Annotated in this window: 14 protein-coding genes; 8 read left to right on the plus strand and 6 right to left on the minus strand. The window is 43.5% G+C overall.

The window, feature by feature from the left end:
* Positions 1-25: 25 nt before the first annotated feature.
* Positions 26-1828: an ABC transporter ATP-binding protein gene (locus FTV08_RS04720; RefSeq protein WP_180086782.1), complete on the minus strand. Its 1803-nt coding sequence runs from the start codon at positions 1826-1828 to the stop codon at positions 26-28.
* A gap of 151 nt (positions 1829-1979) precedes the next feature.
* On the opposite strand from FTV08_RS04720, the gene FTV08_RS04725 reads away from it, so the two are divergent.
* Positions 1980-2600 carry an alpha-ketoglutarate-dependent dioxygenase AlkB gene (locus tag FTV08_RS04725; RefSeq protein ID WP_180086783.1) on the plus strand — a complete coding sequence of 207 codons (621 nt, stop codon included), beginning with the start codon at positions 1980-1982 and terminating at the stop codon, positions 2598-2600.
* 64 nt (positions 2601-2664) lie between these two features.
* Here the strand turns inward: FTV08_RS04725 and ruvX are convergent, their stop codons facing one another.
* The gene (gene ruvX, locus FTV08_RS04730; RefSeq protein WP_180086784.1) at positions 2665-3108 is read right to left on the minus strand and encodes a Holliday junction resolvase RuvX; all 444 of its coding nucleotides are present in this window, start codon (positions 3106-3108) and stop codon (positions 2665-2667) included.
* Positions 3101-3655 carry a YqgE/AlgH family protein gene (locus FTV08_RS04735; RefSeq protein WP_180086785.1) on the minus strand — a complete coding sequence of 185 codons (555 nt, stop codon included), beginning with the start codon at positions 3653-3655 and terminating at the stop codon, positions 3101-3103. Before FTV08_RS04735 ends, ruvX begins: the two co-directional genes overlap by 8 nt.
* Positions 3656-4318: 663 nt before the next feature.
* Here FTV08_RS04735 and FTV08_RS04740 point away from each other — a divergent pair.
* The 4 genes from FTV08_RS04740 to FTV08_RS04755 are packed head-to-tail and all read left to right on the plus strand — an operon-like array spanning position 4319 to position 7749.
* Complete coding sequence (locus FTV08_RS04740; RefSeq protein WP_180086786.1) at positions 4319-5677, plus strand: COG3014 family protein; 1359 nt, start codon at positions 4319-4321, stop codon at positions 5675-5677.
* A 19-nt stretch (positions 5678-5696) separates the two neighbouring features.
* Positions 5697-6098, plus strand: a complete 402-nt coding sequence (locus FTV08_RS04745) for a YcfL family protein (protein ID WP_005248406.1) — start codon at positions 5697-5699, stop codon at positions 6096-6098.
* Between the two features lie 12 nt (positions 6099-6110).
* On the plus strand, positions 6111-6710 hold the full coding sequence (gene lpoB, locus FTV08_RS04750) for a penicillin-binding protein activator LpoB (protein ID WP_005108476.1): 600 nt from the start codon (positions 6111-6113) through the stop codon (positions 6708-6710).
* A gap of 52 nt (positions 6711-6762) precedes the next feature.
* Positions 6763-7749, plus strand: coding sequence for a CsgG/HfaB family protein (locus tag FTV08_RS04755; RefSeq protein WP_180086787.1), 987 nt, complete (start codon positions 6763-6765; stop codon positions 7747-7749).
* Positions 7750-7835: 86 nt separating this feature from the next.
* On the opposite strand, the gene recN is transcribed toward FTV08_RS04755, so the two are convergent.
* Positions 7836-9497 (minus strand): DNA repair protein RecN, encoded by a 1662-nt coding sequence (gene recN / locus FTV08_RS04760; RefSeq protein ID WP_180086788.1) that lies wholly within the window; start codon positions 9495-9497, stop codon positions 7836-7838.
* A gap of 441 nt (positions 9498-9938) precedes the next feature.
* Here recN and FTV08_RS04765 point away from each other — a divergent pair, with 441 nt between their 5' ends.
* From FTV08_RS04765 to FTV08_RS04775, 3 genes are all read left to right on the plus strand, one after another.
* On the plus strand, positions 9939-10262 hold the full coding sequence (locus tag FTV08_RS04765) for a pyrimidine/purine nucleoside phosphorylase (RefSeq protein WP_004281089.1): 324 nt from the start codon (positions 9939-9941) through the stop codon (positions 10260-10262).
* A gap of 134 nt (positions 10263-10396) precedes the next feature.
* The gene (gene rlmB / locus FTV08_RS04770) at positions 10397-11146 is read left to right on the plus strand and encodes a 23S rRNA (guanosine(2251)-2'-O)-methyltransferase RlmB (RefSeq protein ID WP_180086789.1); all 750 of its coding nucleotides are present in this window, start codon (positions 10397-10399) and stop codon (positions 11144-11146) included.
* Positions 11147-11152: 6 nt separating this feature from the next.
* A complete protein-coding gene (locus FTV08_RS04775; RefSeq protein ID WP_005108480.1) occupies positions 11153-12076 on the plus strand; it encodes a DMT family transporter in 924 nt (307 codons plus the stop codon).
* Between the two features lie 21 nt (positions 12077-12097).
* Here the strand turns inward: FTV08_RS04775 and coaE are convergent, their stop codons facing one another.
* Together coaE and FTV08_RS04785 are read right to left on the minus strand one after the other, a co-directional pair.
* On the minus strand, positions 12098-12697 hold the full coding sequence (coaE, locus tag FTV08_RS04780) for a dephospho-CoA kinase (protein ID WP_180086790.1): 600 nt from the start codon (positions 12695-12697) through the stop codon (positions 12098-12100).
* 1 nt (position 12698) lies between these two features.
* Positions 12699-13562, minus strand: coding sequence for an A24 family peptidase (locus FTV08_RS04785; protein WP_180086791.1), 864 nt, complete (start codon positions 13560-13562; stop codon positions 12699-12701).
* Between the last annotated feature and the right edge of the window lies 1 nt (position 13563).

Here is a 13563-nt window from a genome sequence, read left to right on the forward strand (position 1 = left end):
GAGGTTTTTTATTGGGATAGAAAAGCTAACTATGGGTTTCTTCCTCAGCATCCTCTTCAAAAGTTTTGGCAATTTTTTCAATATTCAGGCTTTTGGCCATCGCATCAAAGATTTCCTTATATACGCCTTGCTGATGATAAAGCTGGTCGTGTTCACCATGTTCGGCAATCGTTCCTTCTTTCATTACATAGGTATAATCCGCATCAATAATCTGCGACAGGCTATGCGAAATGATGATCACGGTACGGCCTTGCTTGATCTGGTCCAGACTTTGTTTGATCTGTTCCGTGGCAATTGCATCCAGACTCGCCGTCGGTTCATCCAGAAAAATGATCGGTGGATTTTTCAGGAACATCCGTGCCAAGGCAATCCGTTGCTGCTGGCCGCCAGACAGCATCAAGGCATCGCTGTCATAGCCATCCGGTAACTGTAAAATCTGCTCATGAATCGAGGCTTTTTCTGCCGCTTCAATTACATCCTCCATTGAGGCAGTAGTTTTGCCGTAGCGGATATTGTCAAAGATGGTGCCCTGAAAAATATGGTTTTTTTGCAAGACCAGACCAATATGATCGCGTAGATATTGGGTGTCATAATCTTTCAGATTAATGCCATCCAGTTTGATCTGGCCTTGCTGCGGTTCATAAAATTTATCCAGCAGACTGATCAGGGTGGATTTTCCGGCACCCGATAAGCCCACCAAGGCGGTAATTTTATTGGGGCGAATTTCTATATCAATATCTTTCAGAGCATGGTGGCCGTTTGGATAATAAAAATTCACGCCACTGAGTTCAAACTTGCCTTGGACAACCGGTTTCTGCTGACCGCTTTGTTCAATTTCATCATCGGCTTCCAGAATCTTGAAAAAGCTTTCTGAATAGATCATGGCATCATTCACTTCATCATAAATCCGGTGCAGGGATCGGATCGGGGCAGAGACATTGTTAAATAGCAGCACATGAAACATGATCATGCCGATACTCATCTGGCCATCCAGCACAAAGTAGGAGGTTAGAATAATGATGAGTACAATCCCGATCTGTTCCAGAAAAGTTTTCAGGCCATCAAACAGGAAACTGGTCTGGCGGGTTTTCATCTGATTGTCGGTCAGTTCGCGCTGTAATCCCAACTGCTTTTCCGATTCAATCGATTCGCGGTTAAAGGATTTGATTACGGTAATCGAATTGATGATGCTGAGAATGCCTTGACTCTTTTTCTCCCGGCCATCGCGAAGACTGCGGCGCCAGCCCCCGAGTTTTTGCGCCTGTTTATAGGTCAGCCAGAAATAGATCGGGACAATGGCAGTTGCAACCAGACCGACATAGACATTGGCATAGTACATCAACCCCAAAGCCACAATGGCACTGGTAAATAATGGTAAAATATCAATAAAGAAGATTTGTACCAGACGGGTCAGTGAGCCAATGCCACGGTCAATCCGGGTCTGTAATTTACCGGCCTGGTTATTTTCCTGATTAAAAAATTCTAGACGATATTTTAAAAACTTTTCAATAATCCCTTGGGCCAGATCCTGAGAGACAAAAATCCGCAGTTTCTCTCCATAGAACTTCTGCCCGAACTGGACAAAGGCATTGATAATTTCTTTGCCAAGCAAAATCGCCGAAATCGTGATCAGAATATGCCAGCCTTGCTCCAGTCCTTGACCGGTTTCGAGTAGCGAATTGATGCTGTCGACTGCATATTGCAAGGTAATGGCATTGACCTGTGCGGTGAATGAACCGATCAGGGTCAGAATCAGCGTGGCAATCACCAGCAACCGGTAAGGCTGAACAAAGGGACGAAGTTTCTGAAACAGCTGCCATAAGTTCATAAAAGGATTATTTTTATTGTGAAAATTGAATTCAGTCTAGGCAGGAATTAGGCAAGCCACAAGCATAAATGTTGTAGTCATTTGTGAAGAGCAGTTGTAATCTTTTAGGTCGAATGTCAGTATTTTCATGTGGATACTGGATCTGATTGATATGACGCTCGATTTATTTGCACCCCAGCCGCAAGCCAATGTATTACCTTTTGATGGGGTAGTAGAAGATTATGGCCTGATTTTGGATCAGGAACAAAGCCAGCAGTATCTACAGCATTTTCTCAGTCAGCTGGCCTGGCAACATGATGAAGTGCATTTATTTGGCAAGCACCATGTCACAGGTCGCCAGGTGGTCTGGTATGGCGATGAACATTATCAGTATCGTTATTCTGGTACGCTCAAACAAGCTCAGGTATGGACACCCGGATTATTCCGTTTAAAGCAGCATATTGAAATTCTGGTCGGTCATCCCTTTAATTCCTGTCTGGCCAATTTGTATGAAGATGGTTCGCAAGGCTTGGGTTGGCATAGTGATGATGAGCCGGCTTTATATACAGGTACTTCTCGGGAAAATGTCATCGCTTCTCTGAGTCTGGGAGCCACCCGCAAAATGAGCTTTAAGCATAAAACCCACAATGAGAAAGTCGATGTACTTTTACATAGTGGGCAGTTGATTGTGATGCGAGGTGCGACACAGCAACACTGGAAGCACAGTATCAGCAAAACCAGCAAAGTTTTAACACCACGAATTAACCTGACCTTTCGTTATTTTTATCCTTAAGAAGCATTTTGGAGCATAAAAAAGCACCCTGAAGGATGCTGATTTAAAAAATTTTCAAAACAGATTAAGGCGTGATCCCAGCTGGATGGCGATACCAGCTTTCAATCAACAATGCAGCCGCAATGCTGTCGGCAGAGATTTTCTTGCCACGACCTTGAGCCTGATAATGCCCCAGTTCATCGCGTGCTTCACGGGTGGTCAAACGTTCATCTACCATCCAGGTTTCAATATTGGTCTGATGACGTAAACGGCGGGCAAATTTTCGCGCCCGTGTCGACAGCTCCGATTCACTATCATCCATATTCAATGGCAAACCGACCAGAAATAAATTCGGTTGATGGCTTTTCACGATTTTGAGCAATTCATCCCAGTTGGGAATACCATCTTTCATGGGAAATAAGGGTAGGGGATTGGTACTTGCAATCAGGGATTGTCCAACCGACATTCCCATTTTTTGTGTACCAAAATCAAACGCCATAATGGTTTGTGGCGCGTTTACATCAGGCATGTCCAATCTCGGAAGATAACCAGTTGCGGTCTACGCCCATTTTTCTATAGGCAGCGTCCCAACGGTCGTTATAAGGTAAGTTAAAAATCAGATCCATATCAGAATCGCATATCAGCCAGTCACCACGGGCAATTTCCTGTTCCAGCTGATGCTTGCCCCAGCTGGCATAACCGAGGGCAATCTGATAGCGCCCGACACCTTCATTATGCGCAATCGCATCCAGAATATCTTTGGAGGTGGTAATGCAGACATTTTCACCCACGGCGATGGAGGAATGCCAGGTCGGCTGACCGGTATGCAAGACAAAACCGGCCTCAGGACGTAAAGGACCGCCTTGCAATACCTCATGCGGATTAACATTGTCTGCTTCAATATCAAGATCATTCAGCAATTCTTTAATTTGAATGCCGGCAGGTCGATTGATAATGATGCCTTGGGCACCATCTTCATCATGACGAGCGAGATAAATGACCGTCTGGGCAAAAAAATCATCATTCGCATGCGGCGGTGCAATCAGACAACGATGTGTCAGAAACTGTTTGGTCACCTGAGCAGTTCTCCCAAAGTCAGTATGCTATGCAGTCTGAAAAAGTGAAGCATGGCCTACGGGCCTAATTGTAATCACTCAAACAGCGGCTTTCTTCCTGCTAGTTATCCCATAAAATGCTTAGGCTGACAACTTGGATATGGGGTAAATCAGGCATGAACAGGTTAAGGCCGGTTTTAAAATTCCTTTTAAAAAGACCTTCAGTGATTTTATTTAAATGATGGGAGGTAGTTTTAAGCGTTTTTTATTTATGCTAAAACAGCCAGATAAACCGAGTAAAAACTTACTTAAATTTTAATAAAAAATATTAAATATATTGTAGTGGAATGATAAATAATAACAATAGATCATTCATGGTTAAAAGTAGACTATATATAGTTTCTTGCTTTTAAATAGAATTTATCTGAAAACTAAAGGCAAGTTATTACAATCTCAGCTCATTAATTAAGCTCTAACTATATTTCGATACATAGTTTCTAGTGATTAAAAAATGGTCAATATTACATAACAAACTATAATATTTGTTTATTTATGTAATAAATTTGCGATATATTGTACAGAATATTTCAATTATTATACAAAATATACACATTGAAACCATATTGCTTTGTTTGTAGAATGCAGAAATTTTCATCTTTAATTTATTTTTTTAATGGGGTTGTTATGCATCATATTTTAAAAGGGACTTTAATTTCTGCGCTATTTTCTGTGTCGGTCACTTCACAGGCAGCAGTATTTAGTAGTTATAATGAAGAAGGTAGTTTTTTCCGTAGTCATTTGAATAGCGCTTTATCTGAAAACCTCATTACTCAGTTTAAGGACAAAGCTGATTCAAAGGATGGAGTTTTATATTTACTTGAACAAGCCCGCTTATTACAAGTTAACCATCAATATGAAGAAAGCCGAGATTATTATAAGCAAGCCTTTACGCTGTTAGAAAAACAAAAAAATCGGGCCAAAATTAGTGTGTCCCGAATGGGGTTTAAGGCTCTTGCCATGGTCAGCAATGACTCTGTAGTGCCTTATCTGGTACCAGCACATGAGCAGGTGCTGGCGCATATTTCCCAAGCTAAAAACTATATTTTCTTAAAGGATCTGGAAGCTGCTGCGGTAGAAATGCGCGTGGCTCAGGGCCTCCAGCGTGAAATCGAATTGTTGCACCAAAAAGAACTAGAAAAGAAAAAAGACAAAGTAGCTAAAAACACGGAAGCAGAGAAGAATCTAAGTGTGCTGGATGAAGCTTTTGTCGGTCTGGACCCCATAGCCGGCAAGATTAAGAACAGCTATCAGAATGCCTACGCTTTTTATATGGCAGCCAATTTATGGGAAACCTTGGGTGAATACAATGATGCCTTGGTTGATTATAAGAAAGCTTATGAGTTACAACCAGATAAGCAAATTTTCGAAGACGTGAAACGTCTGGATCAACTGGTCACACAGCATAAGAAGGGTAGTGTTCCGGTGATTGTATTTATCGAACAGGGAATTGTACCGCAAAAGGTGGAAAATAAAATTGATGTCCCTACACCGGGCGGTTTAATCAATATTGCTTTTGCGACCTATGAACCAAGTACCTATGTGATACCAACTAGCCTGAAAGTGAAAGTCAATAATAAAGCTTTACAAGACAGTTATGTGATTAGTGATATTGGTGCTTTGGCCGTCAAGGACCTCAAAGAAAAAATTATGGCGAATGTGAGCAGTCAGGTGCTGCGCGCCACTGCAAAATATGCTGCACAAAAAGAACTTGGTAACCAGTTTGGTGTGTTTGGTCAACTTGCCGGTAACGTCTTAAATATGGCGACTGAGCGTGCTGACTTGCGTGGCTGGAGTACCTTGCCGAGTAATGCCCAGATTGCGCGCTTAAATTTAACGCCGGGCAAACATAATTTACAACTTTCTAGCGGGATTGTATCTAGCTCTCCGGTCACCCTAGATGTGAAAGCCAATCAAACAGTGTTTGTCTATGCCCATCATGTTAATGACAAAATTACGGCTAGTGTAAGCACCATTCCACATTAATCATAAATAAGGGAACAATATGAAACGTCAATTTAGCTTTGCTGTACTTGGTTTAGGGGCGCTGTTCATGGTGGGTTGTACCGCACCGAATGCCTTATCTACCCAAACCAATGCCAATAATGAAATGAGTATCCGCACCATTACCAATAATCCGGTATTAACTACGGAAGTCTTTGTGGAACGTGTGAATATGAGCTTGGTTGGTGATTTAAAGCGTGCTTCAATCGCGATCAAAAACCGCCGTTTTAACAATAAAGATTTTAGCTACAAGATTGTTTGGGTGGATGCACAAGGTGTGGAAGTTAATCCTGAAGGTGCCATCTGGAAGCCGATCCAGTTAACCGGACGTGAAACCAAAGGTGTGCAGTCCTTGGCGCCAAATCCATCTGCTGTTGATGTTGTTGTGTATTTGAAAAAATAAGAGAGACTTGAAATGAACGCAAAATTGATTTTCGCCGCATTGGCAACTACGACACTGCTTAGTGGCTGTGCCTCTACTGGTTCAGTAAGTTATGGTGATGCCCAAGCAGTCGAAACCTTAACCACAGACTTTGGTTCAACTGACTTGCAAATGATTGCAGCCAAAATGGTGGATGACATGTTGATGTTCCCGCCAGTGGTGCAAATGACCCAAAACCGCCGTCCGGTCATTGTCCTTGATCGGATTCATAACAAAACCCAGGAACATATCGATACCGAATCGATTACTGACAGTATTCAGAACAAACTAATCAATTCTGGAAAATTTCGTTTTGTTGATATGAAATCGGTGAATGCGGTGGCACAGCAGCTAGCTTATCAAAAGCAAAGCGGTATGGTGAACCAGTCAACAGCAGTACGTGCCGGTGGTCATATTGGTGCCGAATTTATGCTAAATGGCAACTTGTCGAGTATTGTGAAGAATGCCGGTGGCAAGAGTGATGTGTATTACAAGTTCACTTTTAAATTGCAAAACCTGCAAACTGGTATCGTAGAGTGGACTGGCGAGAAAGAAATCCGTAAGGCAGGCAAACGCTCGACTTTTGGTCTGTAATTTCAATGAAGGTCACTGTGCTTTTGGCACAGTGACTGTAGAAGAATATAATATGAAAAAAATATTACTTGCAGGCCTGTTGTCTGGATTGTTGAGCGCTCCGGCCTTTGCAGCCATTAAAGAAGTGGTTAAAGAAGCCAGTGGAAGTGGTCCAACTCAACACCAGGCGATTTCTGAAGCCTTATTAATTGCTGTGCAATCGGTAAATGGTGCTTCAGTTTCTTCCCAAATGAATTATGAAGAGACTGTTTCTGTATCGGTGAATAATCAGGGCTGGAGTTATAACGGTAAAGTTTCACCAGTTTTTAGTGTGGCCAACCAAGGTTCAGGTTCAGTTACCAAATTCCAGGTACTCAGTGTATCCGGAGCAAAAAATAATTACCGTGCCAAAGTTCGCGCACATGTGGTGAAGTTTGAATCGACTGTACAAGACCAGCATTTGCGCAGGATTGCAGTATTGCCATTCCAGATGGCCGAGAAAAATAACCGACTGGCCAATGACACATCTGCCTATGAGTTTAGTCAGGAATTATCCGATACTTTAGGAAATTATCTGGCTCAAAGCGGACAGTTGAGTGTGGTAGATCGTCATTATCTGGATGAAATGCAGTCTGAAAATGCATTCCTGTATTGGGATGGTGCACCGCATGAGCTGGCGCGTATCGGTCAGAAAGTTGGAGCAGACTATTTACTGGTGGGACGAATTAATGATCTGTCTAGTGCCAGCCATCAGCAAATGTATGGTTTGAATGCCGGCGCTGAACAAGTGCGTTTAAGCTGGCGTGTCATTGAAGCCAATACCAGTAAAGTGGTAGCAGCGGGCACTTTCAATCGAACTCTGTCTAATTTAATGACACAGAATATTCTGACCAATAGTTTAAATGACAGTACGGCGGATAAAATTGCTCAGGGCTTAAACCCGGAAATTTTACAGGGCTTAAAATTACAGCCTGTACAGTCTCAGACTGGTCAATCTTATGATTCATCACCGGGCTATGAAATGACGCCAGGTTCAAGCGATCAACCTGTAAAATGGTAAGTTAATATTAGTTCGAATGATTTTTAACACATAAAAAATCTCTGACCTAAATGCAGGGATTTTTTATGTGTCGCTTTACAAGTAGCTCAAGCCTGCTGAAATTTCAGCTGACGTAACTGGCGGGCATGTTGCAAGGTGGTTTCACTAATCTCTACACCGCCTGTCATTCTTGCAAGCTCCTGAATAATTTCATTTTCCTCAAGGTCAATGATTGTGCTGCTGGCAGGATCAGTCTGCTGTTTTTTTACCAGTAGATGCTGATCAGATTGTGCTGCCACTTGTGCCTGATGGGTAATACACAGAATCTGTACATGCTGGGCCAGATCGGCCAGTAAACGCCCGACAATCTCTGCGGTACCACCACTAATCCCGACATCAATTTCATCAAAGACCAATACTTCGGCTTCGGTTTTTTCCGCATTCATGACTTGCATCACTAGCGCAATACGCGAGAGTTCACCGCCTGATGCAACCCGGGCCAAAGGCTGTGCCGGAATGCCTTTATTGGCCGTGAAAAGTAGCTGGATAAAGCTCAGGCCTTCGCTAGATGGCTGTTCCAAAGGCTCAAACTTAAACTCAAAATGCGCTTCAGGCAGTGCAAGCTGTTTCACCTGCTCAGTGAGCTGCTTGGCTAACGGTGCTGCGGCTTCACGGCGAATCTGATCCAGATGTTGGGCTTTATCCAGAAATTCCTGATAAGACACTGCTACCTGCTCAGCCAGTGTTTCCGGATCTTCCAGTTGATGTAACTGTTCCAATTCGCTTTGCCAAGCTTCATATTCTTCTTTCAGTAATTCTGGCTGGGTACGATATTTACGTGCCAGACGATGGAAGATTTCCAAAGTTGAATTTAGTACTTCCATGCGTTCCGGATCAAAACTTTGCCGATCCATGAACTGGCGTAAATTCGCTGCGGCATCTTCAAGTTCGCTTTGTGCATTCAGCAGGGAAGTATAAATCCCGGAGAGCTGCTCACTGCGTCCGGCATGTGACTCCACCCGACGCATAATTGATGCCAGTTCCTGAGTGATATTCTGTTCAGCTTCATCCAGCACATTCAGGCTATAGACACAGTCCTGCATAATGGCTTCATGATGCGAGAGCCGATCAAATTCCTGCTCAATTTCAGGATAATCCGTCTGAACAATTTCTTCCAGTTCTTCGAGTTGCAGCTCAAGGGTTTCCAGACGCTGCTTGCGTGTCGCTTGTGCTTCTAAAGCTGCCTGATGCTGGCGGATATTTTTTTGCCAAGTGCTGTAGGCATCACGTACTGCTTGGGCCGGCGCATAAAAATGATAATAACGATCCAGCCAGTGCTTCGGATAAGGCGGTTCCAGAAGTTGCTGCTGGCTATGCTGGCTATAGAGCTGTACTAGTAAACGCCCAATTTCTTTCAGTTCAGACAGGCTGCTCGGACGTCCATTGATCCAGGCCTTGCTGCGGCCAGTGGCAAAAATCACCCGGCGTAAATGAATTTCACCTGACTCATCATCCAGTTCATGTTCTTTTAACCAAGCGGCTTCAGGACTGTGTTCCTGATAGCTAAAACTGGCAGTGACATCGGCTTTTTCTGAGCCATAACGCACATAATTGGTATCGGTTCGCTCACCCAAACAAGCAGACAATGCATCCAGTAAGAGGGATTTACCTGCACCGGTTTCACCGGTTAAAACGTTAAAACCTTTATCAATATCAATAGCTAGATGTTCAGCTAAAGCAAAATTGATCAGAGTTAAATGTGTCAGCATAAACGCATCCGGGCTGCGAAAAGTTTGATTGAAATAGCCTGATGTCGGATTGGGGTCGCAACATGGCTGTGATTATTATAAATCAGGACGAATCAATTTCATTCTATCTTAAATTTTAACGATTCATATATGCTTATTTCACTGTATTTTCGCAAGAAGCTGACTCAGAAGTATGTTAATTCACTGCTGATTTTCATATTTTTGACATCCCCAATCTTTAAATTAATGACTTAATTGAGCCTGTTTCATAAGAGCACGTGCAAATTGAAACTTAAGCTTATATGTCAGCAAAATACAGGCCAAAATATGCTTCAAATAGCAGAGGTTTAGACGATACAGAATATTTCATCGGCGTCGATAAACTTCGATTGATTAGTTGAGGGTGCACATTTAAACTACAGCAATCAAAATATTACAAAATGCTTTATCTGGAGAAATCGCATGTCAGCTCAGTTTGATCATGTATCGGTACTTAAAAAATCTAATGTATATTTCGGCGGGTTGTGTATTAGTCACATTGTACAATTTGAAGACGGGACCAAGAAAACGTTGGGTGTCATTCTGCCATCAGAAAATGCTTTGACCTTTGAAACACATGTTCCTGAGCGTATGGAAATTGTTTCAGGTGAATGCCGTGTTCAGATTGGCGATAGCGAAGAAAGTGAGCTGTTCCGTGCCGGTCAGTCTTTCTATGTGCCGGGCAATAGCCGTTTTAAAATTGAAACCGATGATGTGCTGGATTATGTCTGCCATTTTGAAGGTTAAGTCCAGATTCAAGATCAGTGCAAACCGGGCAAGAAATTTCAGTGCGAATCGGTTAAACTAATCAGCTATAGAAATCCTGTGAAGTCAGCTTTACGGGATTTTTCTTTTGTATATAACTAATCTAGAGGTCGTTCATGGCAAAACCTGAATATTTTTATGGCGTACATTCAGTGGAGTCATTGTTAGAGCTTGAGCCTGAACGTGTCTTGACATTATTCACTCTCAAAGGACGCGATGATCAGCGTTTAAAGCGTGTACTGGAACTGGCTGAACCGTTTGGGATCAGTGTGCAGCAAGCCAGCCGTGACAAACTGGAGAAACTGGCCGGGCAACCGTTTCACCAAGGCGTGGTCGCTGCGGTACGTGCTCATCCAACCCTGAATGAAAAAGATCTTGAATCATTGTTGAGTGCGAATCCTCAAGCATTGTTATTGGCTCTGGATCATATTACTGATCCGCATAATCTCGGTGCCTGTATCCGTACAGCCGCTGCAATGGGCGTTGAGGCAGTGATTGCGCCACGTGATCGTTCTGCAACTTTAACCCCGACAGCACGTAAAGTGGCTGCTGGTGGTGCGGACAAAGTCAAATTTATTCAGGTGACTAATCTGGCGCGTACTTTGGGTCAAATCAAAGAAGACTTTAATGTGCGAGTCGTCGGTACCATGCTGGATGAAAAAGCGCTGCCGATTCAGGAGTTTGATTTCACCGGTACTGGTGTCTGTGTGGTGATGGGTGCGGAAGATACTGGTCTGCGTCCAATTACGCAAAGCCAATGTGATCAGACCGTGTATATCCCGATGGCAGGTAATCTGCAAAGTCTGAATGTCAGTGTGGCTACAGGTATGGCACTGTATGAAGCCTGCCGTCAGCGTAACCTTTAATTGATGATGGCATTGTCAGACCGTACCCAAGGCTATGTTTTTTTAGTTGTTACCATGTGCATCTGGGGCGGTTTTACCTTAACGGCCCGCCTGAATGCACTTTGGCAGATCAGTGCCTGGGATATTGTGGCCTTGCGTTTTTCTCTGGCCTTCCTGATTCTGATGCCGATCTTGCTCTATCGTAAAGAGGCCGCTTTTTTACTGAAAAAAGAGCCTTTTATTCTGGCGATGATTGGCGGAGTGATTTATTGCCTGTTTGCCTATAGCGCGTTTCACTACGCACCTACTGCCCATGCCGCAATTTTCTTGAATGGCTGTATTCCGATTTGTACCGCGATTATGGCTTTTTTTCTGATGGGACAGGCTTTTGATAAACATACCTGGGCCAGTCTGATCATTATGATCGTAGTACTGTGTCTCATGAGTATGCTGATGTATAGGGAAACTGGTGTGGCCTTTGGAGCAGGAGACGGGCTGTTTTTTATTAGTGCTATACTTTGGGCGATTTTTACCGTTTTATTGCGTAAATATCAGCTAACTGCATGGCAGGCAATGTGTGGTGTCGCGATCTGGTCGGCAGTGGTTTATGTGCCGATTTATCTGCTATTTTTACCGAAAAACCTGAGTGTGCCTGAACCCGAGCATTTACTGTTTCAGACCATTTTTCACGGCATATTTGTGGTGATTATTGCTACTTTAAGTTATGTAGAAGCCATCAAGCGTCTTGGTGCATTTAAGGCAGGCAGTATTACCAATCTTGCACCTTTTATTGCGGCAATTCTGGCTGTACCTTTATTAAATGAAACTTTAAGTCTGGCCATGGTGTGTGGCCTGATGGGTATGGCAGTTGGGGCCTTACAGCCTTGGCGCTGGTTACAGCATCAGGACAGTCTAAGCCGAAAATTAGCAGAACAAAAAAAACAGTCTTAATCAGACTGTTTTTTTTATGCTTCAGCTGGCTGCCATGTTTAAATATTTTTGATGTAATAGTCTGAGATGGGCATAGAGATGATCCAGATGACCATCATTTAGGACAATATCATCGGCCATGGTCTGCTTTTGTTCGCGGGACATTTGGGCAGCAATGATATTGCGAATTTGTTCGATATTCTGGCCGTCACGTTGTGAGGCCCGCTCAATTTGCAGTTCGATGGTGGCGTCAATCAGTAAGGTATGCTGGGTGAGTTCGTGCTGATTGGTTTCAAATAAAAGTGGTGAAACCAGAATGGCATAGGGACTTTGCGCAGCATGTAGTTGCTGGATAATGGAAGTGCGAATTGCCGGATGGGTAATACTTTCCAGGGTCTTGCGTGCTTCAGGAGATTGGAAGATATATTCACGCAAGGCACGCCGATTCAGTGAGCCATCGGCAAGCAGTACCCAATCGCCAAAAGCCTGCTGAATCTGGGTAAGTGCAGGCTGCCCAAGTTCGACCACTTCACGTGCTACCACATCGGCATCGACTACCGTGATCCCTTTTGCTTCAAACCAGTGACTGGCAGCAGACTTGCCACTGCCAATCCCACCAGTTAAACCGAGTACAAATTTCAATTTATTGACCTAAATACACTTTCATAATTTGTTCACCCCAAAGAAAAGCAATCCAGCCGGCAATCGCAATATAAGGACCAAAAGCAAAAGGCTGATTTTCCTTGCGAACTTTTAGCAGAATGATGCCAATAATCGCACCTACCAGGGAAGACAGCAGCACAATTAAAGGCAATAATAATGGACCCATCCAGGCGCCCAAAGCCGCAAGCAGTTTAAAATCGCCATAGCCCATACCTTCTTTACCGGTGATGATTTTAAACAGGTAATACACTATCCATAAACATAAAAAGCCAATGATGTAGCCCCAGATGGCAGAGCTTGGGGAGGTATAGAGTGCATAACTATTGACGCCCAGACCTAGTGCAGCCAGGGGCAGGGTATAACGGTCCGGTAATAACTGGGTATCAAAATCAATAAAGGTTAGGGCAATCAGCACATAAGTCAGGATCAGTCCAAACAGCATTTGCATTGTCGGGCCAAATACTGCTACGACAAGTAGTGCACAAACTGCCGTCAGAATTTCAACCAAAGGATAACGGATGCTGATAGGATTCTGACAGTTCACACACTTGCCACGCAAGATTAGCCAGCTGATAACTGGAATATTCTGGTACCAGCGGATTGGCTGATGACATTTAGGGCAAGTCGAAGCGGGTTTGCTTAAACTTAATTTCGCTTCATCAATCACCGGCTGTTCCGGATGCAAAAACATCTGGCAATCGGTACGCCATTCCTGTTCCATCATCTTGGGAGTGCGGTAGATCACCACATTCAGAAAGCTGCCGATACATAAACTAAAAAGCCCAACTGCGATATACAACGCCGTTGGGTTCTGAATAAAATAAGAAATAATATTACTAAACAAG

Source organism: Acinetobacter sp. YH12226, assembly GCF_013417805.1.
GTDB lineage: Bacteria > Pseudomonadota > Gammaproteobacteria > Pseudomonadales > Moraxellaceae > Acinetobacter.

What these genes read in the sequence shown, in the direction of transcription:
- FTV08_RS04720 (WP_180086782.1), bottom strand. Translation starts at nt 1,828, where the DNA reads ATGAACTTATGGCAGCTGTTTCAGAAACTTCGTCCCTTTGTTCAGCCT.
- FTV08_RS04725 (WP_180086783.1), top strand. Translation starts at nt 1,980, where the DNA reads ATGACGCTCGATTTATTTGCACCCCAGCCGCAAGCCAATGTATTACCT.
- ruvX (WP_180086784.1), bottom strand. Translation starts at nt 3,108, where the DNA reads ATGCCTGATGTAAACGCGCCACAAACCATTATGGCGTTTGATTTTGGT.
- FTV08_RS04740 (WP_180086786.1), top strand. Translation starts at nt 4,319, where the DNA reads ATGCATCATATTTTAAAAGGGACTTTAATTTCTGCGCTATTTTCTGTG.
- FTV08_RS04745 (WP_005248406.1), top strand. Translation starts at nt 5,697, where the DNA reads ATGAAACGTCAATTTAGCTTTGCTGTACTTGGTTTAGGGGCGCTGTTC.
- lpoB (WP_005108476.1), top strand. Translation starts at nt 6,111, where the DNA reads ATGAACGCAAAATTGATTTTCGCCGCATTGGCAACTACGACACTGCTT.
- FTV08_RS04755 (WP_180086787.1), top strand. Translation starts at nt 6,763, where the DNA reads ATGAAAAAAATATTACTTGCAGGCCTGTTGTCTGGATTGTTGAGCGCT.
- recN (WP_180086788.1), bottom strand. Translation starts at nt 9,497, where the DNA reads ATGCTGACACATTTAACTCTGATCAATTTTGCTTTAGCTGAACATCTA.
- FTV08_RS04765 (WP_004281089.1), top strand. Translation starts at nt 9,939, where the DNA reads ATGTCAGCTCAGTTTGATCATGTATCGGTACTTAAAAAATCTAATGTA.
- rlmB (WP_180086789.1), top strand. Translation starts at nt 10,397, where the DNA reads ATGGCAAAACCTGAATATTTTTATGGCGTACATTCAGTGGAGTCATTG.
- FTV08_RS04775 (WP_005108480.1), top strand. Translation starts at nt 11,153, where the DNA reads ATGGCATTGTCAGACCGTACCCAAGGCTATGTTTTTTTAGTTGTTACC.